This window comes from Achromobacter deleyi, from assembly GCF_016127315.1.
GTDB classification, from domain to species: Bacteria; Pseudomonadota; Gammaproteobacteria; order Burkholderiales; family Burkholderiaceae_B; genus Achromobacter; species Achromobacter insuavis_A.
Map to the genome: position 1 here is coordinate 3,590,214 of NZ_CP065997.1, position 25,745 is coordinate 3,615,958.

The window sequence follows — 25,745 nt, forward strand, 5'->3', positions numbered from 1 at the left end:
GCCGGGCCGCGCGGCCCGGCCTTGCCGCCCTGCGCCCGGGTTCGCCCGGGCATTTTTTTTGCGCGTCCGTGTTGCACGCGTCCGGTCCCCGGCGCGAGGGGCGGGCGCCAGGCGCTGGCCACGGCGCGTTTTCGACGTTTCATTCGGAAAAACGTCAGGTAGCTGACTTTATTCTGAACAACAAACGAAAATTGTTTACACTCGCATCCACAAAATTCAAGTGTGGACGGCACCGCCGCGGGGCGGATTTCGTCCGAGTTACGGGAGAAAGTGATGCGCAAGTTGTTGTTGGGGGCGGTGCTGGCCGTCGCGGCATTCGGGGGGACGGTTCACGCCGCCACGCAGCCCAAGGCCGTGGTGACGAACTATTCGGATCTGGCGCTGGCCGGCTATGAAGACGCGCTGACTTCCGCCAAGACGCTGCGCGAGGCCATCAACGCCCTGGTCGCCAAGCCCAGCGCGGACACGCTCAAGGCCGCCCGCCAGGCCTGGCTCGATGCGCGCGTGCCCTACCAGCAGACCGAGGCGTTCCGCTTCGGCAATCCCATCGTTGACGATTGGGAAGGGCGCGTGAACGCGTGGCCGCTGGACGAGGGCCTGATCGACTACGTCGACGCCTCCTACGGCACCGAGAATGACGAGAACGCCTACTACGCCGTCAACGTCATCGCCAATTCCAAGATCTCGGTGGGCGGCAAGACCATCGACGTCAGCGAGATCACGCCCAAGCTGCTGTCTGAAGTGCTGCACGAGGCCGACGGCAACGAGGCCAACGTGGCCACCGGCTACCACGCCATCGAATTCCTGCTGTGGGGCCAGGACCTGAACGGCACCGGCCCGGCGCCGGCCGACCGCAAGGGCACGCCGCAGGAACGCCACTCGGGCAACCGCCCGCACACCGACTACGACGTCAAGCAGTGCACTGGCGGCAATTGCGAACGCCGCATCGCCTACCTGAAGGCCGTGACCGACCTGCTGGTGACCGACCTGGAAGAGATGGTCGGCAACTGGCAGAAGGACGGCGCCGCGCGCAAGGCCGTGGAGGAAGATCCCAAGGCCGGCCTGGTGGCGATGCTGACCGGCGTGGGTAGCCTGTCGTACGGCGAACTGGCCGGCGAGCGCATGAAGCTCGGCCTGATGCTGCACGATCCCGAGGAAGAGCATGACTGCTTCTCGGACAACACCCACAACTCGCACTTCTACAACCAGATCGGCATCCGCAACGTCTACCTGGGCGCATACACCCGCGTCGATGGCAAGAAGGTGTCGGGCGCCAGCCTGTCCGAATTGGTCAAGGCGCGCGATCCCAAGCTGGATGCCGAAGTGCGCGCCAAGCTGGACGCCACCGTGGCCGCCATGCAGGCGATGAAGACCCGCGCCGAGACGGTCGAGACCTACGACCAGATGATCGCGGACGGCAACAAGGAAGGCAACGCGGTGGTGCAGGCCGCCATCGACCGCCTGGTCGACCAGACCCGCAGCCTGGAGCGCGTGATCGCGCTGCTGGACCTGGGCAAGGTCGCCATCGAGGGTTCCGACAGCCTGGACAAACCCGACGCCGTATTCAAGTGAAGCTCGTATTCGCCGCCGTACTGGCGGCGTCGGCCCATGCCGGCGCCGCCGTTGCCCAGACCGCGCCCGCCGGGCGCGATGACCTGAGCGCCGAGGACCTCAAGCGGGTCACCGCCATCACCGCGCCCACGCGCGATTTCTCCAAGGCCGAGACCTTCGAGATCATGCAGGCGGGCGCCACCACCACCAACAAGCTCATCAACGCCGACATCTTCTCGCAGCCGTCGGCCAACATGAGCTTCGAACGGCGCCAGGAATTCCAGGTCGGCAACGGCCTGTTCCGCAAGGACTGGGTGTCCGCGCCGGCCTCCACGCAGGCCTCCGACGGCCTCGGGCCGCTGTTCAACGCGCGCTCCTGCCAGGCCTGTCATACCAAGGACGGGCGCGGCTCGGTGCCCGGCTTCGATCCGCTGGAACGTCCCGACGCGGTGGCGCTGCTGCTGCGCCTGGCGGTGCCCGAAGGCCCGGACCGCGGCCATCCGCGCCTGGCGCCGGGCGAGATCGCGCTGCTGCCCGAGCCCGTCTATGGCGTGCAGCTGCAGAACTTCGCGGTGGCCGGGTTGCCGGCCGAAGGCCGCATGGAGATCGACTACACGCCGGTCACCGTCAAGCTCAATGGCGGCGAGACCGCCACGCTGCTGAAGCCGGCCTACCGCATCGAGAACCTGGGGTACGGGCCGATGCGCAAGGACACGCAGATCTCGCCGCGGCTGGCGCCGCCGATGATCGGCCTGGGCCTGCTGGAATCGATCCACGAGGCCGACATCCTGGCCAACATCGGCGCCGACAAGCGCGATGGCATCGTCGGCAAGGCCAACTGGGTCACCGACATGCGCACCGGCCAGCGCGCGCTGGGCCGCTTCAATCTCAAGGCCGGCCAGCCCACGGTGGAGCAGCAGAGCGCGGCCGCGTTCTCGAACGACATGGGTTTGTCCTCGCCGCTGTTCCCCAACCACTACGGCGACTGTACGCCGGCGCAGGTCCAGTGCCTGAAGATGCCGCACGGGGCGCAGCCGCGCTTCGGTCCGGAAGAGGTGCCGGCCAAGCTGATGGACTTCGTCACCACCTATTCGACCAACCTGGCGGTGCCGCAGCGGCGCGACATCGACGACGCCCGCGTGCTGGCCGGCAAGAAGCTGTTCTACGAGGCCAATTGCGTCGCCTGCCACGTGCCCAAGTACGTCACCAGCCGCAACGCCAAGCAGGCCGAGCATCGCTTCCAGCTGATCTGGCCGTACACCGACATGCTGGTGCACGACATGGGCGATGACCTGGCCGACGGCGTGTCCGATGGCGAGGCCAACGGCCGCGAGTGGCGCACGCCGCCGCTGTGGGGCATCGGCCTGACCAAGACCGTGAACCCCAACGCTACCTGGCTGCATGACGGGCGCGCCCGCACGCTGCTGGAGGCGGTGCTGTGGCACGGCGGCGCCGGCCAGCCCGCGCGCGACCGCGTGGTGGCGATGACGCCCGAAGAACGCGCCGACCTGATCCGTTTCCTGGAGTCGTTGTGATGAATCCCGTTGTCGCGCCGCGGCGCGCCCCGGCCAGGGTCCTGGCCGCCGCCTGGCTGCTGGCCGGGCCGCTGGCCGCGTCCGCCGCCAGCCTGCCCGCCGACCTGGGCGAGCGCCTGGCCCAAGGGTATGCGCGGCCGGCCGCCGCCGGCATGGTCGAGGCCGCCAGCGGCCTGGAAGGCGCCCTGGCCACATGGTGTGGCCAGCCCGACGCGGCTGGCGCCAAGCGGGTCGGCGATGCGTTCACCGGCCTGGCGCTGGCGTGGGCGCGGCTCGAACCGCTGCGCTTCGGCCCGCTGGTGCAGGCCAACCGCTACGAACGCCTGGCGTTCTGGCCCGATACCCGCGGCGTGATGCCCAGGCAGGTGCAGGCCGCGATCGCGGCGCAGGATGCCGAGCTGCTCAAGCCCGGCGCGCTGGCCGGCCGCAGCGTGGCGCTGCAGGGCCTGCCGGCGCTGGAATTCGTGCTGTATGGCGAGCCGGCGCTGCTCAAGCAGCAGGGCGCGCCGACGTTCGCCTACGCCTGCGGCTATGCCCGGGCGGTGTCGGCCAACGTCGCCGCGATCTCGCGCGACCTGGCCGAGGCCTGGGGCCCGCAGGCCGAGTTTGGCCGCCAGTTCGCGCGGCCGCAGGCGGGCAATGATCTCTATCGCGATCCGCAGGAAGTGGCGGCGGAGGCCATGAAGGCGCTGTCCACCGGCCTGCAGTTCGCGCGTGACGTGAAGCTGCTGCCGGTGCTGGGCGACGCCGCGGACGCCGCGCGCCCCAAGCGCGCCGCGTTCTGGCGCAGCGGCCTTTCGACGCGCACGCTGGCGGCCGGCCTGGATGGCCTGGCCGCGTTCTACCGCGCGGGCGGCTATGCCTTGCCGCAGGGCGACGCCTGGATGGGCGGCGCCGTGCTGGGCGAGCTGGACAATGCGGCGCGCACGCTGCGCGAGGTGCCGGCGCCGCTGGAGCAGGCGCTGGCCGACGCGGAAGGGCGCCGCCTGCTGGGGCTGGCGACGCTGACGTTGAAGAACGCCAAGGCCATCGTCGACCAGGACCTGGCGCCGGCGCTGGGCGTGACCATCGGCTTCAATGCGCTCGATGGCGACTGATCGCGACCGCGGAGCGGCGACCCACGGCGTACCGGCGCGGGCGCTGGCCGGCGATGCGCCGGCATGGCCCGCGCGGCGTGGTTTCCTGGCCCGCAGCGCGGGGGCGCGCTCGGCGCGGCGCTGGGGTGGCCGGGCCTGGCGTTGGCCAGCGCCGGCGACGGCGCGCAGGCACGCTATCTGGCGGCGCGGCAACGCGCTGGCCGCGACGAAGCGGTGGTGCTGGATGGCGCCGGGCAGGATCGGCGCGTGGTGCCGATGCCGGCGCGCGGCCACAGTTTTGCGATCGACGCGGCGTCCGAACGCGCCGTGGTGTTCGGTCGCCAGCCGGGCTTTTTCGCCCTGGCCTTCGACCTGCGCGGCGAGCGCGCGCCGCTCGAACTGTCGTTGTCCGACGACCGCCATTTTTTTGGGCATGGCGCTTATTTCGACGGCGCCCGGCTGCTGGCCGCCACCGAGAACGATTTCGACGGCGGCCGTGGCGTGCTGGGCATCTACGATGCCACGCCGGGCGGCGCCTACCGCCGTATCGGCGAATACGACACGGGCGGCATCGGGCCGCACGAGGTGGTGTTGATGCCGGACGGGAGGACGCTGTGCGTGGCCAACGGCGGCATCCTGACGCACCCCGATTACGGCAAGCTGGAACTGAACCTGGACACCATGCGGCCGTCATTGGCGTACCTGGACGCGACGAGTGGCGATCTGCTGGAAAAAGTGGAACTGCCCCCCGAGCTGCATCGGCTGTCGATCCGCCACCTGGCGCTGGCAGCGGATGACAGCGTCTGGTTCGGCTGCCAGTACATGGGCCCCGCCGGCGATCGGCCGGCCCTGGTAGGCCGCCACCGGCGCGGCGCGGCGCTGGAACTGTTCGCCGGCCCGGCGCCGGCGCTGCGCGAAATGCGCAACTACATCGGCTCGGTGACCGCGGATGCGGCCGGGGCCGTCATCGCCACCTCCAGCCCGGTGGGGGGACAGGTGCTGTACTGGGACGCGGCCAGCGGCCGCTGCCTGGGCGAGACGCGGCTGGCCGATGGTTGCGGCGTGGCCCCGGCGCCGGTGAGCGGTTTCCTGATCAATAGCGGCTTGGGGGCGATGCTGCACGCCGATGCCTCAGGCATCGAACGGCCGCTGCTGGCGCCGTCGCGTGAACGCGCCTGGGACAACCACTTCCGCAAGGTCGCGGGCACCTGAAGTCCGGGGCCGGGCGATGGCGCGGACCGCGCATGCCGTGCCCTCTGCCGCGCCCGCTCCTTACAAAGCTTGACACACCGGACGCCCGCCGCGCCCCTTTCCGCAGGACGCATCTGATAAAGTTTTCGGTTGTCTTTTTGCAAGAGGGAGCGATAACGATGGAAGACGCCTTGAAGGAATTCAACGCCTGGGCCCCGCGCCTGGTGGACCTGGGCATCAATTTGCTGGTTGCCTTGCTGATCCTGGTCATCGGCTGGTGGGTCTCGGCGCTGCTGGGCCGCTGGGTGCGACGCATCGCCACCCGTTCCAGCAAGATCGATCCGACCATCGTGCCGATGTTCTACAGCACCGTGGTCTGGACGGTGCGCATCTTCACGTTGATCGCGGTGCTGGCGCGCTTCGGGGTGCAGACCGCCAGCCTGATCGCGGTGCTCGGCGCCGCCGGCCTGGCCGTCGGCCTGGCGCTGCAGGGCACGCTGCAGAACATCGCCGCCGGCATCATGCTGCTGATCCTGCGGCCGGTGCGCGCCGGCGAATACGTCGGCCTGAGCACCGGCGCCGAAGGCACGGTCGAAGAGGTCGGCCTGTTCCTGACGCGCCTGATCCAGGTCGATGGCATCCACCTGACGCTGCCCAACAGCACCGTCTGGAACGCCACCATCACCAACTACAGCCGCAACAAGACGCGCCGCCTGGATATCCCGGTGCCGGTGCGCTATGGCGACGACCTGAACGCGGTGCTGGCCAAGCTGCAGGGCATCGTCGCGGCCAACCCCAATGCGCTGCAGGATCCGCAGCCGATGGTCAAGGTGGTGGACTACAAGGAAAACGGCGTGGTCGTGAACGTGCGCGTCTGGGCCGAGGCCGGCAAGTACTGGGACCTGCGCTGGGGCCTGTACCAGGAAATCCGCAGCTCGCTGGAGGCCGCCGGTTTCCAGGCGCCGATCCCGCTGCGCGAGATCCAGAATCCGAAGACGGGCGCGCCGGCCTGAACCCCGGCGCCAACGAAAAGGGCGTTCGCGCAATGCGCGGACGCCCTTTTTTTTCATTGCGGCCGGCGCGGGCATCGCGCCGCGCGCGGCCCGGGCGGGCCGGCGGGCCGTGTCAGGCCTGCACCGCGAGCCGCGCCAGCTCGGCCTTGATCCAGCCGGCGATCTCGCGCTGGCGCTGGGCCGGCATGCGGTCGATGATGGCCGTCACGCTGACCGCCAGCAACGGCGCGCCGTGCGCGTCGAGCAGCGCGCAACCCACGCCCAGCGCGCCGCGCACGGCGTGGTTGCCCACCACCGAATAGCCGCGCGCGCGGGTGTTCTCGATCAGGCGGAACATTTCCTGCGGCGTCATGCCGCCATATTCGTCGAGCCGGCTGGAATTGCGTTCGACGATGCCGCGGGCGACGTCGTCGGACAGCGCCGCCAGCAGCGCCATGCCGCCCGAGCCCACGCCCAGCGGCTGGCGCTTGCCGGCGTAGGTCGCCAGGATCTGCACCGGATAGCTGCCGATCTCGCGATGCAGGCTGATGGAATCGTCCTCGTCGCGCACCACCAGGAACACGGCGTCGCCGGTGCGGTCGGCCAGGCGCCGCAGCACCGGCAGCAGCTGGCGCACGCGCGGATCGCGCGAACGGGTGTCGGGGTCCACCGCCAGCTGGGCGCGGTATTTCTTGGTGCCCGTTACTGGCAGCACCAGGCCGGCGTCGAGCAGGGCTGCCAGCAGCCGGTAGATGGTGGGGCGCTGAATGCCCGTCAGGCGGGCAATATCGGTCACGCTGAGGCCGTCAGGCCCCTGGTCCCGCAGGGCGGCCAGAACGGCCAGCCCGCGCCGCAATGTGCGTGGGCCTGCGGCCGCGGCATCGCTGTCTTGCATGCAACTCTCTGAAAACTTGGGGGTTATTGCGGAACGGTCAAGGGAAAACCATAGTCCGTAGCGTGGACTCTACCTTGATGCTCCTCTCGTGTATAGATCAGAATGCAGCATCCAATAATTCAAATCGTCCATGTAATGGACAGTATCAGCACGGAGACTATATGATGACCGGTCAAAAGCCTGGACTGCGGCGTCTTGCCGCCACGCTACTGGCTACCGCCGCAAGCGCTTTCGCCATGGGTTCCGCCCAGGCTGCCTATCCCGACAAACCTGTCCGCATCGTGGTCGGCTTTTCCGCCGGTGGCACCACCGACGTGATCGCCCGCATCATGGCCAAGGAACTGACCGAGGCCCTGGGCCAGTCGTTCGTGGTCGAGAACAAGCCCGGCGCCGGCAGCAACATCGCCACCGACATGGTCCAGCGCGCCGCGCCGGACGGCTACACGCTGCTGTTCGTGGCGGTCACCAGCGCCATCAACCAGACGCTGTACAAGAACGTCACGTTCGACCTGACGAAGGACTTCACCCCCGTGGCGCTGGGCGCCAAGGTGCCGAACATCCTGGTGGTCAACCCGCAGGTGCCGGTCAAGACGGTGCAGGAGCTGGTCGACTACGCCAAGAAGAACCCGGGCAAGCTGGCCTTCGCCTCGTCGGGCAGCGGCACCTCGATCCACATGGCTGGCGAGCTGTTCAAGATGAAGGCCGGCATCGACGTGCTGCACGTGCCGTACAAGGGCAGCGCCCCGGCCATCACCGACCTGATCGGCGGCCAGGTGCAGTTCATGTTCGACAACATGCCGTCGGCCTGGCCGCACGCCCAGTCGGGCAAGCTGCGCGCGCTGGCGGTGACCACGTCCGAACGCTCCAAGAGCGCGCCGGACCTGCCCACCATGCAGGAATCGGGCTTCGCCGGCTTCGACGTGTCGTCGTGGTTCGGCCTGATCGCGCCGGCCGGCACGCCGCCCGACGTGGTCAACAAGCTCAACGCCGCCATGGTCAAGGCGCTGGACAAGCCCGAAGTGCAGACCAGCTTCGAAAAGCTGGGCGCCGTGGGCGTCAAGACCACGCCGGCCGAGTTCGGCCAGTTCATCAAGTCGGAAGTGGAAGGCTGGGCGCCGGTGGTCAAGGCGTCGGGCGCCAAGGTCGACTGAGCGCAAGCTTCGTGCCGCGGCGGGTCAACCGCCAGCGGCCGATGACGGGGGACGGGCGGATGCCCGTCCCTATTTTTTTGCGTCGCTGTCGCGTCGGGCCTTGGCCAGCATGGCGGTGCAGACGCCGCGCATCATGTCGACTTCGTCGCGGGTCAGGGCGACCCGGGAAAAAAGGTGCCGCATGCGTGGCAGCAGCTTCTTGGGATGGGCCGGGTCCAGGAACCGCACGCCCACCAGCGCCTCTTCCCAGTGCGCCAGGAAGGCCTGCACCGCCTCGCCCGAAGCCGGCTCGGCGCCGCGCGAGGGCGCCTGCGCGGTCGACACCGGCAGCAGGGCGGCGCCCTGGTCCACCAGCAGCGCGTAGCGCAGCTCCCAGGCCGCCAGCTGCAGCGCCTGGGCCACGTTCAACGAGCTGTACTCGGGATTGGCCGGGATGTGGCAGATACGGTGGCACAGCCCGATCTGGTCGTTGGTGAGGCCGGCGCGCTCGGTGCCCAGCACGATGGCGGCGCAGCCCTCGGCCGCTTCGGCCAGGTGGGCGCAGGCCAGATCGGCGGCCTGGCGGATGTCGCAGGGCGGGGGCCCCAGGTCGCGCACCCGGGCGGTCAGGGCGAACGCCAGGGTCACGGGCGCCAGCGCCTCTTCCAGGGTATCGTAGATGCGCGCGTTTTCCAGCACGTCCAGGGCGCCGCTGGCCAGGGCCACGGCCTCCGGCTGGCTGGTTACATCGGCGAATTTGGGCCCCACCAGCACCAGTTCCGAGAAGCCCATGGTCTTGATCGCACGGGCCGCCGAACCGACGTTTCCGGGGTGGCTGGGGTTCACCATAATGAAGCGAACGCGTGAAAATGCTTGAGTCATTTAAAATGGCACGTTTGGCTTAGTGCCTTCCTGGTTTTTTGGGCCGTTTTCCCCCTGTCGGGGCGGCGGCGGACCCGGGAGGGCGGCTAGCGGCCTACCCACCGCATACGTACGGAATTTTATGCACCCGATGCTCAACATCGCCATCAAGGCGGCCCGGCGTGCCGGCACCATTATCAACCGTGCCAGCATGGATTTGGAACGACTCAGCGTGGCTCGCAAGGGGCCGCGCGATTATGTCACGGAAGTCGATCGCGCCGCCGAGGAGTCCATCGTCGAGACGCTGCGCGCCGCTTATCCGGATCACGCCGTCCTGGGCGAGGAATTCGGCTTGCAGGGCCCCGACCAGGCCGAGTTCCAGTGGATCATCGATCCGCTGGACGGCACCACCAACTTCATCCACGGCCTGCCCAACTACGCCGTGTCGATCGCGCTGACCCAGCGCGGCCAGGTCACGCAGGCGGTCATCTATGACCCGTCGCGCAACGAACTGTTCACCGCCAGCCGTGGCAGCGGCACGTTCCTGAACGACCGCCGCGTGCGCGTCTCGGGCCGCTCCCGCTACCACGAGGCCCTGCTGGGCGCGCACTGGCCCAACTCGGGCGACCTGGAGCAGGGCTCGGCCCGCTTCCGCACCATGGCCGAAGGCAGCACCGGCGTGCGCCGCCTGGGCGCCACCGTGCTGGACCTGGCCTATGTCGCCTGCGGCCGCCTGGACGGCTTCTGCGGCGTCGGCCTGAAGCCCTGGGACCTGGCGGCGGGCAGCCTGATGGTGCTGGAAGCCGGCGGCCTGGTCGCCGACTTCGACGGCGAGCAAGGCTGGATGGACTCCGGCAACGTGCTGGCCGCCAGCCCGAAGATCTTCACGCAGATGCTGTCGGCGCTGAATCCGACGCCGGCTGCCTGAGCGCGCTTCGTCGTCTCCACAAAGAAACCGGCCTCGTGCCGGTTTTTTTTTGCCGCCGGGCCGCCCCAAGGCAAAAACGCCCCCTCGGGGGGCAGCGACCCGCGTAGCGGCGGAGCGTGGGGGCTTTTTTTGTTTTGGGTGATGCGGTTTCGTTGTGCCTTGCGAAAGGCCGGGGTGGACTGATTGCTCACGGTTCGGGCGGCCGCGGCTGGGCGCATGCGCTATGGTCATGCCGGGAGTGACGCGGTATGCCCGGTACCGAACGAATGGTCTGCCGGTGAGGATGGCGCCTGCGTCTTCCACACGGAGGTGATCGCATGACAGGAAAAACGTCGATGCGGCATAGCCAGGCCGGGGCCTTGCCGGCCGGCTATGCCGGTATTCACGGCGATATCGTCGAACTGATCGATAGCGCTCGCCGGATCGCGGTCCGACGGGTCAACGCACTGATGACGGCCAGTTATTGGGCGATCGGCCAACGGATCGTCGAAGCCGAGCAGAAAGGCAGGCGACGGGCCGGCTACGGGGAACAGTTGATTCAACGGCTGTCCATTGACCTGACCGCGCGGTTTGGGCGTGGATTCAGCGCCGACAACCTGGAGAACATGCGCGGATTCTTCCTCGCTTATCCTCCATCTTCAATTTCCGAGACAGTGTCTCGGAAATTGGAGGAAGGGGGGACGGCCACGATTTCCCAGACGCCGTCTCGGAAATCCGATCTCTCCCATCTGGCCCAGGCATTCACACTGCCATGGTCGGCGTACGTGCGGTTGTTATCGGTCAAGGACAGCCAGGCTCGCCGGTTCTACGAGGCGCATGCGCTGCGTGGCGGCTGGAGCGTGCGCCAGCTCGATCGGCAGATCGAAAGCCAGTTCTACGAGCGCACGGCATTGTCCAGGAACAAGGACATGGTGCTGGCCAAGGCAGCGCTCCCGATGCCCGGGGATGCTGTCACCCCGGATGATGCGATCAAGGATCCGTATGTGCTGGAGTTTCTCGATCTCAAGGACGAGTACTCGGAATCCGATCTGGAAGCCGCCCTGACGCAGCATCTGGAAGGTTTCTTGCTGGAACTTGGGGAAGGCTTCACCTTCGTGGGGCGGCAGCGTCGATTGCGCATCGACCAGACCTGGTATCGCGTGGATCTGCTGCTGTTTCATCGCAAACTGCGCAGCCTGGTCATCATCGATCTGAAACTCGGCAGCTTGTCCCACTCGGATGTGGGGCAGATGCACATGTACTGCAACTATGCGAAAGCGCACTGGGCGCTTGCGGACGAGAATCCGCCAGTGGGGCTGATCCTGTGCGCGGACAAGGGCCGTGCGCTGGCGCAGTATGCGTTGGAGGGACTGCCAACCCAGGTCATGGCCGCCAACTACCGCACCATGTTGCCAGAGGCTGCGTTGCTGCAGCGGGAGCTGGAGACCACGCGCAGGCGGTTCGAGGCGCGCAAATTGCGCGCCGTCCGGAAAGGACAGCCGTAACCGCCGGTTCAGTGTGTTCCCATTTGGCGGGACGTCCGTTCGCGTTGCGTCACCCTTCGTCGCCCTGCGACACCAATCCCCCCTCGAGCGGCACGAACCACGCCCGCAGCCCCAGGTCGCGCACGATCGGCGCGGTCGCCTGCAGCGGCATCTGCGAGAACGCGGTGGACAACGCATCGGCCATGGCGGCATTGGGCGCCATCACCGACACGCTCTGGTAGCGCGGCTGCGCGTCGCCGGTGCGGGGATCGAACAGGTGCGTGTAGCGGCCCGCCGCGTCCAGGGCGGTGCCGTAGCCGCCGGAGGTGGCCAGCGCCTGGTTGCGCACGGGCACCGCGGCCAGGATCCGCTGCGGCGCGCGCGGGTCGGCCAGGCCGACCTGCCAGTCGCCGGGCGACGCGCGGCTGTCCAGGCCGCGTATCTCGCCCATGTCGACCAGCGCGCGTTCCAGTCCGCCCTGCCTGAGCAGGCGCGTGATGCAATCGGTGATGTAGCCCTGGGCGATGCCGTTGAGCGTGATGCCCATGCCGGGCCGTTGTAGTTCGATACGGCGGCTGTCCAGCGTCACGGCGCGATACGAGACGCGCGCCAGGGCCTGCGCCAGCTCGGCCTCGGACGGGCCTTGCGCGGCCGCGCCTGCCCGTGCGAAATGGCCGGCGTACAGCTGCCACAGCGGTTGCACCGTGGGGTCGAAGACGCCGCCCGTCAGGCGGCTGTAGCGCAGCCCGTCGCCAAGCAGGCGCAGCAGGTCGGCGGGCGGATCGGCCAGGTAGCCCTGCCGGTTCAGCCGCGCCAGCGCGCTGTCGTCGCGGTACAGGCTGAAGATGCCCTCCAGGCGATGCAGTTCCCCCAATGCCTGGGCGATCAGTTGGCGCGCGGCGCGCGGGTCGGGATGGTAGAGCCGCAGCTCGGCGTCCGCGCCCAACGCGACGCCCTGCCAGGTGGTGGGCGTGATCGCCGCGGACGCGCGGCGCAAGGACAGGGGGGCGAGCGCCAGCGCGGACGTGGCGGCGGCAATGCCGATGAAACGGCGGCGGCGGGGATTCATGGCGATGGACATGGCGGAATGGGACGGCGTGGGGCGGCCGGCGGCCGCGCTACTGGGCGAAGACATAGGCTTCCGGAACATCGGCATAGGCCACGACGCGGCCGCCGTGCACCTGGGCGAAGGCCTCGGCGGGCGCGCGCAGCGAGAACGGCATGGCGTCTTCGGCGCCCATGCCGCCGACGAAGCGGCCCTCGATGACGTAGAACGCCTGGCGCGCGTCGATCCAGGCGGCCGGATCGGGCGCGCCGTCCGGCCCGGCGGTGGCCATGTCGTTCACGTAGATCGCGGTGATGGCCTTGGGCTCCTCGGGCAGCAGGGTGTAGGCGAACACCTGCTTGATCGACGAGAACCAGACCGGCGCCGGCCGCCCCTTGATGAAGAGCTGCCCCTTCGGGCCGGCGTGGTCGGCCAGGGCCATGCCGCAGTAGTGGCCGACCGATTGCGACGTGACTGGCTGGGGCGGCGGCGGGGCGGCGGGCGCGGCGCCGTCGCCGCAGGCGGTCACGGCCAGCAGCGCGGCCAGGCAAAGGGAAAGCAGCAGGGGTCTCATAGCGGCCGGTTCCTGAAAGACGCGATCGCCAGCAGGAAGGGCACGGCGATCCACAGCAGCAGCGCCGCCACCAGCGCGGGCACGGGCAGGCTGGCCTGGTCGCTCACGCCCGCCATGCCGGCGTACAGCGAAATGTTCTCGAAGCCCGTCAGGTTCAACAGGCGGTAGACGTCGGAGGGGTTGAGCAGCAGCAGCACGTTGAGCAGGCCGGGGCCGACATGGCGACCCTGGTCGGCGGCCAGCAGGCCCAGCAGCGCCATGTCGTAGATCACCACGAAGAACAGCCACACGCCGACGGCGATGCCGGCCGCGGTGGCGCGCTCGCGCACCCGCGTGCTGATCAGGTAGCCCATGGCCAGGAAACTCGCGCCCAGCAGCACGCTGGCGCCGATCAGCAGCGCGAACGGCTGCCAGGCGGCCGGGTCCAGGCCGCCATAGGCCCATTGCAGCGCCAGGCCGGCCGAGCCGTAGCCGGCGCCGGTGGCCAGCGCCAGGATTGCCAGGTGGCCGATGAACTTGCCCACCAGCACCTGCCAGCGCGCCACGGGGTAGCTCAGCAGCAGGGCCATGGTGCCGCGGTCGACTTCGCCGACCACCGCGTCGTAGGCCAGCAGCATGGCGATGAGCGGCACCAGGAAGATCGACAGGCTCGACAGGCTGACCACGGTGACGGCCAGCGGGTCGGCCTTGACGGTGCCGGTCGGCGAGCTGCCCAGCAGGCCCAGCGCCAGCGCCAGCGCGCCCAGCAGCAGGGCGGTGGCGAGCACCCAGCGATTGCGCAGGCCATCGCGGATTTCCTTGCCGATGATGGTGCAGACGGCGTTCATATGTCTTCCCGTTCAAGCAGGTGGGCGTAGATGTCGTCCAGGCTCGGGGCCTGGATGTCGAGGTCGGCGATGGGCGCGGCGATGGCGCCGATGCCGCGGATGGCATCGACCTTGTCGCGTTCCAGGCAGGCCAGCTCGTAGCGGCAGGCGTCGAGCCGGCGCCAAGGGCGCGCCAGCACCGTGCCGCTCTGCGGCGCGGCCAGCGTCAGCCGGATGCGGATCGGCAGCCCGGTGGACTGGCGCAGCGCCGACATGGCGCCGTCGGCGATCTTCCTGCCGGCCTTCATGACGATGATGCGGTCGGCGTGGCCGGCCAGTTCCGACAGCGCGTGGGTGCTGAGCAGGACGGTGGCGCCGGCGGCGCGCAGCTCGTGGACGATGTCGTAGAACATCAGGCGCGAGGCCGGGTCCAGTCCGGTGGTGGGTTCGTCGAACAGCAGCACCCGCGGCTGGCCCAGCAGGGCCTGCGCCAGCGCCAGGCGCTGCCGCATGCCCTTGGAATAGCCGCCCACGCGGCGGTGGGCGGCGCCGGCGATGCCGACCTTCTCCAGCAGCGCGGGGTTGCCGGACAGCGGCCGGCGCTTGAGCCGGGCGTAGAACGCCAGCGTCTCCACGCCGGTCAGCGAGGGATGCAGCGCGACCGTTTCCGGCAGGTAGCCGATGCGGTCGCGCAGACGCGCGGCGGCGCGGCTGTGGGCGTCCTCGCCGAACAGCGTGACGCGTCCGTGGGTGGGGCGGATCAGCCCCAGCACCAGCTTGATCAGCGTGCTCTTGCCGGCGCCGTTGTGGCCGGCCAGCGCCACGCACTCGCCTTGGCGCAGTTGCAGATCGAGGCCGTCGATGGCGCGCTGCGCGCCATAGTGCTTGCTGACGCCGGCCAGCGTCACCAGGTCGGTATTCATGGAGTCTCCTTGGCGCGGGCGGCGGGGCGCGGCGGCGGCTGCATCAGCGGCGCGCTGTCGATGACGCCGCCCGGCAGGATGGCGGGGAATTGGGATTGGGCCCAGCGCACGATCGAGATCGACGGGCTGTTGAGCAGGATGCGCGCGGCCGGCGCGCGCCACAGCAGCTGGTCGACCACGTCGTTGGGCCGGTAGGCGGTGTCGGCGATGCCGTCGCCGTTCAGGTCGAAGGCGGTGTTGTCGCTCCAGTAGTTGCCGCGGCCGTTCACCGCCCAGTCGAGCGTGCGGGTGCCGACGTACTTCACCTGGTTCTTGTTGTTCAGGAAGGCGTTGCCCGAGATCTGGTTGCCGTCCGACCCGGCGGTGTAGTGCACGCCGATCTCGCAGTTGGCGAAGTGGTTGTCGAGGAACGCGTTGTTGTTGGCGTTGTAGATGAACACGCACTTGCCGGCGCCATCGACCGTGTTGCCGGTGATGCGCGACTGGTTGGCGTAGTTCAGCATCAGGCCTTGTTCGCGGCTGTCGCGCGCGACGTTGCCCTGCACCACCAGCCGGTGCGAATACATGATGGCGTAGGCGATGTCGTTGCCGCTCGAGACGTTGCCGCTGATCTCGCTGTCATTGGTGTACATGTAGTGGACCGCGTAGCGCAGGTCGTGGAAGTAGTTGCCGCTGAAGGTGTTCCGCTTGCTGGTGTTGACGAAGATGCCGTCGCGGCCGGCGGAAATGTCGTTGTCCAGCACCCGCGTGCCGGGCGTGTTCCACAGCGTGACGCCGTTGCCGCGCTCGGCCACGCGCAGCTCGCGGTTGCCGACGATGCGGTTGCCGGTCACCAATGCGTCGTTCGGGCCCCATACATGCACGCCGACCAGGTTGTCGAGGATGTCGTTGTGTTCGACCCGCGCGCGGTGCGCGCCACGATCCAGGAACACGCCGGCGTCCATGTCCGACAGGCTCAGTCCGGAGCGCGTGACGGTCAGGTCGCGCAGCGTCACGTCCTCGGCCTTGACCCACAGCGTGCGGCCCTGGCGCGTGCCGGCGATGACGGCCGCGCGGTCGGGCGGCCCTTGCAGGGTCAGGGGCTTGTCGATGACGATGCCGCCGGTGTAGCTGCCGGGCGCCAGCGCCAGCACGTCGCCGGGCTGGGCCGCGGCCACCGCCGCGGCCAGGTCCGCGCCCGCGCCGACGGCCACGGTGGCCGCCGCGCCGGGAGGCGCCCAGCCGAGCGTGCCTCCCAGCGCGGCCAGCGTGGCCAGCACGGCGGCGGTCCTCCTGCCGCCCCGGGTCAGGTTCACGATGAGCGTCATGCGCGCTACGCCGTCTTCTTGGGCAGGACCACCAGCTGGCCGGACATTTCCATGTGCAGCGCATGGCAGAACCACTGGCAGTAGTACCAGTGCACGCCCGGCCGGTCGGCGGTGAAGGTGACCGAGGCCGTGGCCTGCGGCCCGATTTCCATGGCGATGCCGTGGCCCTCGAGCGTGAAGCCGTGCGTCAGGTCCTCGATCACCTCCATGTTGGTGACCACCACGGTGACCTCGTCGCCCTGGTTGACCTCGATCCGCTTGAGGCTGAACATCGGCGCCACCGCCATCATGTAGACGCGCACCTTGTTGCCGTCGCGCACCACCTTGGCGGCGTCCTCCAGCGAGACGCCATCCTTCTTGGCCATCTGGCGCGCCTCTTCCCACATCGGGTCGTCGCGCTTCCAGATGCTGATGGGATGGACCTTGGAACGGTGCACCAGGCACATGTCGTGCGGCTCGGCGAAGCTGGGGCCGTCGTGCACCAGCTTCATGGTGTCGCCGGAGATGTCGATCAGCTGGTCGTTCTCGGGCTTGAGCGGGCCGACGTTCAGGAAGCGGTCTTTCGAGAACTTGTTCAGCGACACCAGCCACTTGCCGTCGGCCTCGCGCGTCTCGCCCATGGTGGAGTGGTTGTGGCCGGGCTGGTAATGCACGTCCAGCTTCTGGATGATCGGGTCGACCTTCTCGCCCTTGTAGGCGCGCTTGGCCAGGTCGATGTTCCACTTGACCATCTGGCTGTCGATGAACAGCGTGGTGTAGGCGTTGCCGCGGCCGTCGAAGGCGGTGTGCAGGGGGCCCAGGCCCAGCTGCGGTTCGGCCACCACGCAATCGCGCGGCTTGATCTTGTCGTCGAACAGGTCATCCAGCGTGCGAACGTCCAGCACCGTCACCGTGGGCGACAGCTTGCCATTGAGCACCAGGTGGATGCCGTCGGGCGCGGCGTTGCAGCCGTGCGGCGAGTTCGGCACCGGGATGTAGCGGGTGTACTTGGACCCGTGGCGGCCGTCGATCACCGGCACGCCGCCCATCATCTTGAAGTCGCCCTTCTTGACGGCTTCCTCGATGCGCTTGATGTTGAACACCACCACCCAGTCCTGCTCGTTGGCCGAGGCTTCCTCCACCGTCAGGCCTTTCTCGGAGTTGTAGCAGGTCGAGAAGGAATACTTGCCCTGGTAGTCGGCGTCGCCGTTGTCCAGGTTGCCGTCCACCAGCACCTGCCAGGCGACCTTCATGGTGTCGCCGTCCAGCGCGGTGTAGATGGCGAAGAAGTTCTTCTTGGGATCGTCGGTCACCTTGCCGTCGTTGGGCAGCGGGATGATGTGCTCGCCGTTGGCGAAGACGTAGCCGGTGCGCGGATAGCGCTGCGGCCGCAGGCCGTGCACGCCCGACACGTTGGGCAGCTCGGTGATCTTGTCGGTCTTCATCACGTCCAGGCGGATGCGGGCGACGCGGTTGTTGGCCTTGTCGTTGATGAAGAGGTAGCGGCCGTCGTAGGTGCGGTCGGTGAACGACAGGTGCGGGTGGTGGGCGTCGCCGTTCAGGAACACGCCGCCCTTGTCCTTGAGGTATTCGCGGGTCTCGGGCGTCAGGCCCTCGGTCAGGATCCTGCGGCTTTCGTTGGTGCGGCCCCAGCCGGTGGCGCTGCAGTGGTTGAAGACCGGGATGCGCACCAGTTCGCGCATCGACGGCAGGCCCAGCACGCGCACTTCGCCCGACTGGCCGCTGGAGTTGAAGGCATAGTATTCGTCCAGCTCGCCGGGCGCGACGTGGCCCGTCTGGCCGGCGGCGCCGGCCTTGGCGTCCTTGCCGTGGGCGGTGGACAACTGTGCGCCGCCCACCAGGCCGGCGGCGCCGGTGATGGCGGCGGTTCCCAGGAAGCTGCGGCGGCTCAGGCCGGTCTTGTCGGGGTTCTTGTCGGACATGAATAACTCCTTGATAGGAACGGCGTCTCGCGCCGCGGTACGGAAATCGGGAATCAGGATTCGGGCGCGGCGGGCGCGGGCGGGTTCGGATTGGGCGCGCGGTGCACCACCACTTCCTGCACCGCCGGCTCGCTGTCTTCGGCGCGGCGCCGCTCGCGTTTGCCGTGCTTCTGGATCAGGTGCGGGCACTTCTGCTTGTGGTGGTAGAGCATCTGGCAATGCAGGCACTGGATGCACTCGTTCGGGTTGATCTCGCCGGTCGGCTCGATGGCTTGAACCGGGCATTCCTTGGTGCAGCGTTGACAGGGGTTGCCGCAGTCGCGGTAGCGGCGCAGCCAGTCGAAGATGCGCAGCCGCGCCGGAATCGCCAGCGCGGCGCCCAGCGGACAGAGGTAGCGGCAGAAGAAGCGTTCGATGAACAGGCCCGCGACCAGCAGCGCCACCGCGAACAGCACGAACGGCCAGTCGCGCACGAAACGCAGGATGATGGCGGTCTTGAACGGCTCGACCTCGGCCAGCCGCTCGGCCAGCGCCAGGTCGTACAGCGAGAAGCCGAACAGCACCAGGAAGATCACGTACTTCAGCGTCGACAGGCGCTGGTTGACGCCATGGCGCACCGTGACCTGGCGCAGGCCCAGGCGCCTGGCGACGCGGTTGGCCAGTTCCTGCAGCGCGCCGAACGGGCACAGCCAGCCGCAGAAGGCGCCGCGGTTCCAGAACACCATCGAGATGGCGGTGGCGCACCACAGGATGAACACCAGCGGGTCCATCAGGAAGTAATCCCAGCGGAAGTCGGTGCGCAGCGCCGAGAAGAACGTCAGCACGTTGACGATCGACAGCTGCGCCTGGCCGTACCAGCCGATCCAGAACAGCGCGAAGGCCAGGAACGCCAGGCGCAGCCGGTCATGCAGCAGCGGCCGGCTGGTCAGCTGGTCCTGGAAGAAGAAGATGCCCACCAGCACGATCAGCGCCACCGTCAGGATCGCCACCTGCGCGGCCTTGCCGTGCCAGATCTGCTGCCACAGCGCGGGCGGGGCGGCGTCCTCGGCCGCCGCTGCGGGGGCCGGCGCCGAGGCGGCCGGCGTGGCGCCGGGCGCGGCGCGGGTGTAGCGGTCGGGCAGGGCGTACGGCAGGTCGAACGTGACGAAGGCCTTGTCCGACACGCTCAGCACGCGTTGCACCATCAATTGCAGCCGCCACGGTTTGACCGGATCGAACGCGGCGTCCTCCGGCACCACGAACAGCGCCACTTCGCGCAGGGCCGGCGCGCCCTGCGCGGCGACGTCGGCCAGGCGCTGGTGATTGCGGTCGCGGAAGCGGAAGCTGCCTTCGTCCTGGATGATCTCGATGCGGTCGAAGATGCCGCCGCGCACGTAGCCCGAACCCTTGAACGAATAGGCGCCGTTGCCCGCCACCAGGATGGCCTGCTGGCCGGGCTTCAAGCGCTCCTTCAGGCGCTGCCATTCCGCGTCGCCAAGCAGGCTGCGGCCAATGGACGGCACGCTGGCCAGCGCCACGTACAGGTCGATGAAGACGTCGTCGTCGGCCGCTTCCTGGCCGCGTTCGGCCGCGTCCTGGCGGCCCGATTCGCGGAACACGCGGTTGACGTCCGCGGGCGCCAGCCGCAGGTTGCGCACCGCGCCGGCGTCGAGCAGGGCCTGCCAGGATTCGACCGCGTCGCGTGTGTCGTCGATCCGCCGCGCGGGCGCGGCCGCCGTGGCGGCGGGCGCGGCGCTGGCGGCGCCGGCGCCATCCACGCCGTAGGCGCGCGCCACCGCGATGGCCGAGCGCGTGATGCTGTCGCCGATCACCATGAGGGTGACGGTGGCGCCGCTGATGATGTCCACCGGCGGCGGCGCGCCGTGGCGCGGCGGGCTGTCGATGAAGTTCAGGCCGACGTAGCCCTGGATGAAGTGATCGACCTTGGCTTGCGGAATGCCGATCAGCACGATGGGCTCGTGATGTTCCACCAGCCGGGCGCCGACGATGCGGCCGTTGTCCGCCAGTCCCACCAGCACGTCGATGGGCTTGCTGGAATAGCCGCGGGTGTTGACCACGTCGGAGGTCAGGTAGAGGCGTCCCACGGCGCGTTCGCCGGCATAGACGCGCGCGGTCATGGGCTTGCCCTCGGGCGGGCCGATGCGGTCGGCGCCGGGGAAGAGGTCGGCGATGGAAACGGTCTTCAGGAAGTCGGGCAGCCGTTGCGCCTGGGCGGCGGTGGCGGCCAATGCACAGCACAACAGCAAGAGGGAGAGGAAGACCCGGACGGCAAGCGGGGATCCGCGCTGGACTCCCCGATGCGGCTCGTGCCGTGCGCCGCGATGGGCCCCGCCGCTTGTCGCACCACTTGTCGCGCCATTTTCCCCGCTACGTGCCTTGCCACCTGCCCCGCCACGTGCCCCGTGATGTGCCGCCAGACTGCCGCGCATGCTTCGACTCTTTGTTGGTGTTGGTTTGCAGCCATCCTACGAATCGGTGCCACGGCGCACGTTGCGGTTTGTCAATTTGCCATGCGTAATCAGTAATAGCCCTATTGACCGTAGGGATGTGCGCAGGTAAGCGCGCTTCACTTGATGCGCATCAAGCGGCTTGCCGGGGGGCCCTCCTAGACTGGTGCGCGGTGGCGTTGCGGGCGGAGTCCGGCAGCGCGCAGATACACCGTTCAGTCATCGGAGAAGATTCAATGCTTGCCAAAACCACCCTGGCCATCCTGCTGTCGGCCGCCAGCCTGCCCGCGCTTGCCGCGCAATGCGAAGCCACCGTCGAAAGCAACGACGCCATGCAGTACAACGTCAAGGAAATCGTCGTCGACAAGAGCTGCAAGCAGTTCACCGTGCACCTGAAGCACGTCGGCAAGATGGCCAAGGTCGCCATGGGCCACAACCTGGTGCTGACCAAGGACGCCGACAAGCAGGGCGTCGCCACCGACGGCATGGGCGCCGGCCTGGCGCAGGACTACGTCAAGGCGGGCGACACCCGCGTCATCGCCCACACCAAGGTCATCGGCGGCGGCGAATCCGATTCGGTCACGTTCGACGTGTCCAAGATCGCCGCGGGCGAGAACTACGCCTACTTCTGCTCGTTCCCCGGGCACTGGGCCATGATGAAGGGCACGCTCAAGCTGGGCGGTTGAGTCCGTCCCGGCACGAGCGCGAAGCGAACCGGCGGCCGACGCCGGTTTTTTTTGGGCGTCGGCATGGCGCCCGCTTGTGCCACGGAGAAGGATCAGAGTTGCGTGGGGTTGGGGGCATCGCCGTACACCTCGACCGGATCGAACACCTTCTTGCTTTCGGTGAACGCCAGTGGCCCGGCCGCGTCCTGCCCGTGGGGCACGACGCGGTAGAAGCAGGAGCGATAGCCGACGTGGCAACTCGCGCCGCCGTCGATGTCCACCCGCAGCCAGATCGCGTCCTGGTCGTCGTCCACGCGGATCTCGCGGACCTGCTGAATCAGTCCGCTGGTCGCGCCCTTGTGCCAGAGCGCTTGCCGCGAGCGGCTCCAGTAATGCGCCTGGCCGGTCCGGATGGTCTGCCCCAGCGCTTCGCGGTTCATGTAGCCCAGCATCAGCACCTCGCCGCTGCCGGCATCGGTGGTGACGCAGGCGATCAGGCCGCGTTCATCGAACTTCGGCGCCAGCGCCCGGCCTTCTTCCACCTGTTCGATGGACAGACGCGGCGCGAACAAGGCGTTGCGGGGTGGCGTGGTTTCTTGGCGCATGGGACACACTCTTTCAGGAATCGAGGGAGGGGGAGGCCGGCGTGGCTTCCAGGAACCGCAGCGGCTGTCCCGGCGGGGCGGCATCGGCCAAGGCCTCGTCGCGCACGACGGCATGGCCGCGCACGACGGTGTGAATGGGCCAGCCCGTGACGCGCAGGCCGTCGTACGGCGTCCAGCCGCTGACGCTGGCGATCCAGTCGTTGCGGATGGTTCGGCATGCCTGCAGGTCGACGATGCTGAAATCGGCGTCATAGCCCAGTGCGATGCGGCCCTTGCCTTCGAGGCCGAACAGGCGCGCCGGGCCGGCGCTGGTCAGGTCCGCCAGGCGCGGCAGGCTCAGGCGGCCGGCATGCACGTGGTCGAGCATCAGCGGCAGCAGGGTCTGCACGCCGGTCATGCCGCTGGGAGATTGCGGATAGCGCCTGGCCTTCTCTTCCAGAGTGTGCGGCGCGTGGTCGCTGCCGATGACATCGACCACGCCGTCGCGAATGCCTTGCCACAGCGCATCCTGGTGGCGCGGCTCGCGGACCGGCGGATTCATCTGCGCGAGGCTGCCCAGTCGTTCGTAGCAGTCGGGCGCGTGCAACGTCAGGTGATGCGGCGTGACTTCGACGCTGACGCGTCGCTTGTGCTCGGCCAGGAAAGCGATTTCCTCGGCGCTGGAGACGTGCAATACATGCAGCCGCCGGTGGGCTTCAGCCGCCAACCGCACGATGCGCCGCGTCGCGATCAGCGCGCTTTCGACGTCGCGCCAGTGGGGATGCAGGCGGACGTCGCCGCTGGGCAGCACGATCGATTTGCGCTCGCGCAGCCGGGCCTCGTCCTCGGCGTGCACGGCCATGCGGCGGCGGCCGTGGCGCAGGATGCGGCGCAGCACCTCGGTGTCATCGGCCAGCAGATCGCCGAATGAACTGCCCATGAAGACCTTGACGCCGGCGCAGCCGGGCAGGTTTTCCAGCTCGGCCAGCCGCTCGGCATTGACGGCGGAGCCGCCGATGTAGAACGCATGGTCGCACCAGGCGCGACCGCGCGCCGCGTCGAGCTTGGCCTGCAAGTCGGCGGCCGTGAGCGTCAGCGGGCTGGTGTTCGGCATCTCGAAAATGCCGGTCACGCCGCCCAGCACCGCGCCGCGGGTGCCGGCTTCGAGGGTTTCCTTGTGGGTCAGGCCAGGTTCGCGGAAATGCACCTGGCTGTCGATGACGCCGGGCAGGACATGCAGGCCGGTGGCATCCAGCGTGGTGTCCGCGCGCCAGTCGTCCAGGCTGCCCAACGCCACCACGCGGCCGTCTCGCGCCGCGATGTCGACGGGCGCCATCGTGCCGCCGGGCAGCAGCACGGTGCCGCCGTGCACCAGCAGGTCGGCCTGCCGCCGGAAGGGTTGCTCGGCGCCGATCATGCGGGGGTTTCCTGGCGTGGCGTGACGGCGATGGACTTGGCGGGTGGCTGGGCAGTCATTCAGAACTCGTTCTGGATGTTCTTGTAGCCATGCACCAGCGCGTTGTTGGTGCGCGCCACGTCTTCGGAAAACTCGCTGGCCGCGGCGGGCACCTGGGGCAGCGACGCAAGATCGGTGTCCGGGCCGATGCGCTCGGTCGATCGCACGTAGAAGCCCGGTGGCAGGTGGACGCCGTCGACCACCGCGTTGTAGCGCACCACGCAGCCGTCCTCGACCGTACAGTTGAACAACACGCTGTTGAAGCCGATGAACACGCCATCGCCCACCGCGCAGGGGCCATGCACGATGGCGCGGTGCGCGATCGACGTGCGCTGGCCGATGCGCACGCGCGCGCCCGACTTGGAATGGATCACCACGCCGTCCTGGATGTTGGAGTGCGCGCCGATCACGATCGGGTCGATGTGGCCCTGCGCGTCCATCTCGTCGGCGCGGATGACGGCGTAGGGACCGATGAAGACGTTTTCCTCCACGACGACCAGGCCGCAGAGAATGGCGGTGGGGTCGACGAAGGCGCTGGGGTGGATCTGCGGCAGGTCGCCGCGCGGGTTCTTGCGGATCATGGGAGGTCTTGACGATGAGGAGGGCGCCGTTAAATGAAATGTTATAATATAACAATATCGATCGCAAGCGCCCGCTCGAAAAGCGCCGGAGATGAGGATGCAGGCCTCGCCCATCCGTCATCCGCACGACCCGTGTCACCGGCGTGTCACGCATTTTCCGGGTACGATTACCGGTCGTGTAACTTCTGGAGCTCCTGATGGAGTGGCTGCTGGACCCCGCTGCGTGGGTCGGCTTGCTTACCCTGGTCGTCCTTGAGATCGTCCTGGGAATCGATAACCTGATTTTCATCGCCATCCTGGCGGACAAGCTGCCGCCGTCGCAACGCGACCGCGCGCGCATCCTTGGCCTGAGCCTGGCGCTCGTCATGCGGCTTGGCCTGTTGTCGGTCATGTCGTGGCTGGTCACCCTGACCACCCCCCTGTTTTCGGTCGGACCGCTGTCGCCCTCGGGGCGCGACCTGATCCTCATGGCCGGCGGTTTCTTCCTGCTGTTCAAGGGCACCATGGAACTGCACGAGCGCCTGGAAGGCGGCCAGCACGGCGGCTCTTCCGGGCCGCGCGTGTACGCCAGCTTCTGGGTCATCGTGACGCAGATCGTGGTGCTGGACGCAGTGTTCTCGCTGGACTCGGTCATCACCGCGGTCGGCATGGTCGACCACCTGGCCATCATGATGATCGCCGTGGTCATCGCCATCGGCATCATGCTGCTGGCCTCCAAGCCGCTGACGCGCTTCGTCAATGCCCACCCGACGGTGGTGGTGCTGTGCCTGGGCTTCCTGCTCATGATCGGCTTCTCGCTGCTGGCGGAGGCCTTCGGCTTCAAGGTGCCCAAGGGCTACCTGTACGCCGCCATCGGCTTCTCGGTGGCGATCGAGGCCCTGAACCAGGTGGCGCGCCGCAACCTGCTCAAGCTGGACGCGCGTCGTCCCATGCGCGAACGCACCGCCTCGGCGGTGCTGCGCATGTTGGGCAAGCGCCCGCCGGCCGAAGAGCCCGACCTGCCCAGCGCCGACGGCCCCGCCATCCCGGCCTTCGGCGTGGAAGAGCGCAACATGGTCAGCGGCGTGCTGACGCTGGCCGAACGCTCGATCCGCTCGATCATGACGCCGCGCACCGACGTGTCGTGGATCAACATCGACGACGACCCCGACACCATCCGGCGCCAGATCACCGAGGCGCCGCACAGCTTCTTCCCGGTCTGCCGCGGCTCGCTCGACGAGGTGCTGGGCATCGCCCGCGCCAAGGACCTGGTGGCCGACCTCATCACCGAGGGCCGGGTGCGCCGCAACCGCCTGCGCGATCCGATCATCGTGCACGAGGCCATCGGCATCCTGCGCCTGATGGACACTCTCAAGCGCTCGCGCGGCCAGCTGGTGCTGGTGGCCGACGAGTTCGGCGCCATCGAGGGCCTGGTGACGCCGATCGACGTGTTCGAGGCCATCGCCGGTGAATTCCCCGACGAGGACGAACTGCCCGACATCGTCGCCGACGGCCGCAACATCTGGAAGATCGACGGCGCGGCCGACCTGCACCACGTCGAGCAGGTGCTGGAAACCGAAGGCCTGGTCGATGACGCGCAGGACTTCTCCACCTTGGCGGGCTACCTGCTGTCGCGCTTCGGCCACCTGCCCAAGCCGGGCGACGTCTGCGAATACGAGATCCACCACGACCATTTCCGCTTCGAAGTGCTGGAAATGGACGGCCGCCGCATTGCCCTGGTGCGCGTCGAGAAGCGCGCGCCGGAACCGCTCGACGAAGACGCGTCGCTGACCCATGACTAGCCTCCGACATTGCCCCAAGGAACTTCGCCATC

At 68.4% G+C, this 25,745-nt stretch carries 22 protein-coding genes; 10 read left to right on the forward strand and 12 right to left on the reverse strand.

The window, feature by feature from the left end; genetic code table 11:
- The first annotated feature begins 273 nt into the window (after window positions 1-273).
- From I6I07_RS16520 to I6I07_RS16540, 5 genes are all read left to right on the forward strand, one after another.
- Window positions 274-1,572, forward strand: a complete 1,299-nt coding sequence (locus I6I07_RS16520; protein ID WP_198482903.1) for an imelysin family protein — start codon at window positions 274-276, stop codon at window positions 1,570-1,572.
- Entirely contained in the window at window positions 1,569-3,086 is a 1,518-nt protein-coding gene (locus I6I07_RS16525; RefSeq protein WP_198482904.1) for a di-heme oxidoredictase family protein, read from the forward strand. The genes I6I07_RS16520 and I6I07_RS16525 overlap by 4 nt, the downstream gene beginning before the upstream one ends.
- Complete coding sequence (locus I6I07_RS16530; RefSeq protein WP_198482905.1) at window positions 3,086-4,183, forward strand: imelysin family protein; 1,098 nt, start codon at window positions 3,086-3,088, stop codon at window positions 4,181-4,183. The genes I6I07_RS16525 and I6I07_RS16530 overlap by 1 nt, the downstream gene beginning before the upstream one ends.
- 63 nt (window positions 4,184-4,246) lie before the next feature.
- Window positions 4,247-5,374, forward strand: a complete 1,128-nt coding sequence (locus I6I07_RS16535) for a DUF1513 domain-containing protein (RefSeq protein WP_198482906.1) — start codon at window positions 4,247-4,249, stop codon at window positions 5,372-5,374.
- 158 nt (window positions 5,375-5,532) lie between these two features.
- The gene (locus I6I07_RS16540; RefSeq protein WP_198482907.1) at window positions 5,533-6,366 is read left to right on the forward strand and encodes a mechanosensitive ion channel family protein; all 834 of its coding nucleotides are present in this window, start codon (window positions 5,533-5,535) and stop codon (window positions 6,364-6,366) included.
- Between the two features lie 112 nt (window positions 6,367-6,478).
- Here the strand turns inward: I6I07_RS16540 and I6I07_RS16545 are convergent, their stop codons facing one another.
- Window positions 6,479-7,240: an IclR family transcriptional regulator gene (locus I6I07_RS16545; RefSeq protein ID WP_006390383.1), complete on the reverse strand. Its 762-nt coding sequence runs from the start codon at window positions 7,238-7,240 to the stop codon at window positions 6,479-6,481.
- A gap of 161 nt (window positions 7,241-7,401) precedes the next feature.
- On the opposite strand from I6I07_RS16545, the gene I6I07_RS16550 reads away from it, so the two are divergent.
- Window positions 7,402-8,391, forward strand: a complete 990-nt coding sequence (locus I6I07_RS16550; protein ID WP_061073845.1) for a Bug family tripartite tricarboxylate transporter substrate binding protein — start codon at window positions 7,402-7,404, stop codon at window positions 8,389-8,391.
- Between the two features lie 69 nt (window positions 8,392-8,460).
- On the opposite strand, the gene I6I07_RS16555 is transcribed toward I6I07_RS16550, so the two are convergent.
- On the reverse strand, window positions 8,461-9,252 hold the full coding sequence (locus I6I07_RS16555; RefSeq protein ID WP_198482908.1) for an RNA methyltransferase: 792 nt from the start codon (window positions 9,250-9,252) through the stop codon (window positions 8,461-8,463).
- A 121-nt stretch (window positions 9,253-9,373) separates the two neighbouring features.
- Here I6I07_RS16555 and I6I07_RS16560 point away from each other — a divergent pair, with 121 nt between their 5' ends.
- Window positions 9,374-10,159 (forward strand): inositol monophosphatase family protein, encoded by a 786-nt coding sequence (locus I6I07_RS16560; protein WP_198482909.1) that lies wholly within the window; start codon window positions 9,374-9,376, stop codon window positions 10,157-10,159.
- A gap of 317 nt (window positions 10,160-10,476) precedes the next feature.
- Window positions 10,477-11,643 carry a PDDEXK nuclease domain-containing protein gene (locus I6I07_RS16565; RefSeq protein WP_198482910.1) on the forward strand — a complete coding sequence of 389 codons (1,167 nt, stop codon included), beginning with the start codon at window positions 10,477-10,479 and terminating at the stop codon, window positions 11,641-11,643.
- 49 nt (window positions 11,644-11,692) lie between these two features.
- On the opposite strand, the gene I6I07_RS16570 is transcribed toward I6I07_RS16565, so the two are convergent.
- Genes I6I07_RS16570 through I6I07_RS16600 form a run of 7 tightly spaced genes read right to left on the reverse strand, consistent with a single transcriptional unit; the run spans window position 11,693 to window position 20,427 of the window.
- Window positions 11,693-12,703, reverse strand: coding sequence for an FAD:protein FMN transferase (locus I6I07_RS16570; protein ID WP_198487554.1), 1,011 nt, complete (start codon window positions 12,701-12,703; stop codon window positions 11,693-11,695).
- A gap of 37 nt (window positions 12,704-12,740) precedes the next feature.
- Entirely contained in the window at window positions 12,741-13,241 is a 501-nt protein-coding gene (locus I6I07_RS16575; protein WP_198482911.1) for a nitrous oxide reductase accessory protein NosL, read from the reverse strand.
- A complete protein-coding gene (locus I6I07_RS16580) occupies window positions 13,238-14,068 on the reverse strand; it encodes an ABC transporter permease (protein WP_198482912.1) in 831 nt (276 codons plus the stop codon). The genes I6I07_RS16575 and I6I07_RS16580 overlap by 4 nt, the downstream gene beginning before the upstream one ends.
- Complete coding sequence (locus I6I07_RS16585; RefSeq protein WP_006390375.1) at window positions 14,065-14,970, reverse strand: ABC transporter ATP-binding protein; 906 nt, start codon at window positions 14,968-14,970, stop codon at window positions 14,065-14,067. The genes I6I07_RS16580 and I6I07_RS16585 overlap by 4 nt, the downstream gene beginning before the upstream one ends.
- A complete protein-coding gene (locus tag I6I07_RS16590; protein WP_198482913.1) occupies window positions 14,967-16,277 on the reverse strand; it encodes a nitrous oxide reductase family maturation protein NosD in 1,311 nt (436 codons plus the stop codon). The genes I6I07_RS16585 and I6I07_RS16590 overlap by 4 nt, the downstream gene beginning before the upstream one ends.
- A gap of 5 nt (window positions 16,278-16,282) precedes the next feature.
- Window positions 16,283-18,199 (reverse strand): TAT-dependent nitrous-oxide reductase, encoded by a 1,917-nt coding sequence (gene nosZ, locus I6I07_RS16595; RefSeq protein WP_198482914.1) that lies wholly within the window; start codon window positions 18,197-18,199, stop codon window positions 16,283-16,285.
- 53 nt (window positions 18,200-18,252) lie between these two features.
- Window positions 18,253-20,427 carry a NosR/NirI family protein gene (locus I6I07_RS16600; protein ID WP_232625611.1) on the reverse strand — a complete coding sequence of 725 codons (2,175 nt, stop codon included), beginning with the start codon at window positions 20,425-20,427 and terminating at the stop codon, window positions 18,253-18,255.
- Window positions 20,428-20,882: 455 nt separating this feature from the next.
- Between I6I07_RS16600 and azu the strand changes: the two genes are divergently transcribed.
- A complete protein-coding gene (gene azu, locus I6I07_RS16605) occupies window positions 20,883-21,332 on the forward strand; it encodes an azurin (protein ID WP_006390371.1) in 450 nt (149 codons plus the stop codon).
- A gap of 92 nt (window positions 21,333-21,424) precedes the next feature.
- Here the strand turns inward: azu and hisI are convergent, their stop codons facing one another.
- Genes hisI through I6I07_RS16620 form a run of 3 tightly spaced genes read right to left on the reverse strand, consistent with a single transcriptional unit; the run spans window position 21,425 to window position 23,932 of the window.
- Window positions 21,425-21,916: a phosphoribosyl-AMP cyclohydrolase gene (hisI, locus tag I6I07_RS16610; RefSeq protein ID WP_198482916.1), complete on the reverse strand. Its 492-nt coding sequence runs from the start codon at window positions 21,914-21,916 to the stop codon at window positions 21,425-21,427.
- Between the two features lie 13 nt (window positions 21,917-21,929).
- Complete coding sequence (locus I6I07_RS16615; RefSeq protein ID WP_198482917.1) at window positions 21,930-23,312, reverse strand: dihydroorotase; 1,383 nt, start codon at window positions 23,310-23,312, stop codon at window positions 21,930-21,932.
- 59 nt (window positions 23,313-23,371) lie between these two features.
- Complete coding sequence (locus I6I07_RS16620) at window positions 23,372-23,932, reverse strand: carbonate dehydratase (RefSeq protein WP_198482918.1); 561 nt, start codon at window positions 23,930-23,932, stop codon at window positions 23,372-23,374.
- 197 nt (window positions 23,933-24,129) lie between these two features.
- On the opposite strand from I6I07_RS16620, the gene I6I07_RS16625 reads away from it, so the two are divergent.
- Entirely contained in the window at window positions 24,130-25,713 is a 1,584-nt protein-coding gene (locus I6I07_RS16625; protein ID WP_198482919.1) for a TerC family protein, read from the forward strand.
- Window positions 25,714-25,745: the final 32 nt, after the last annotated feature.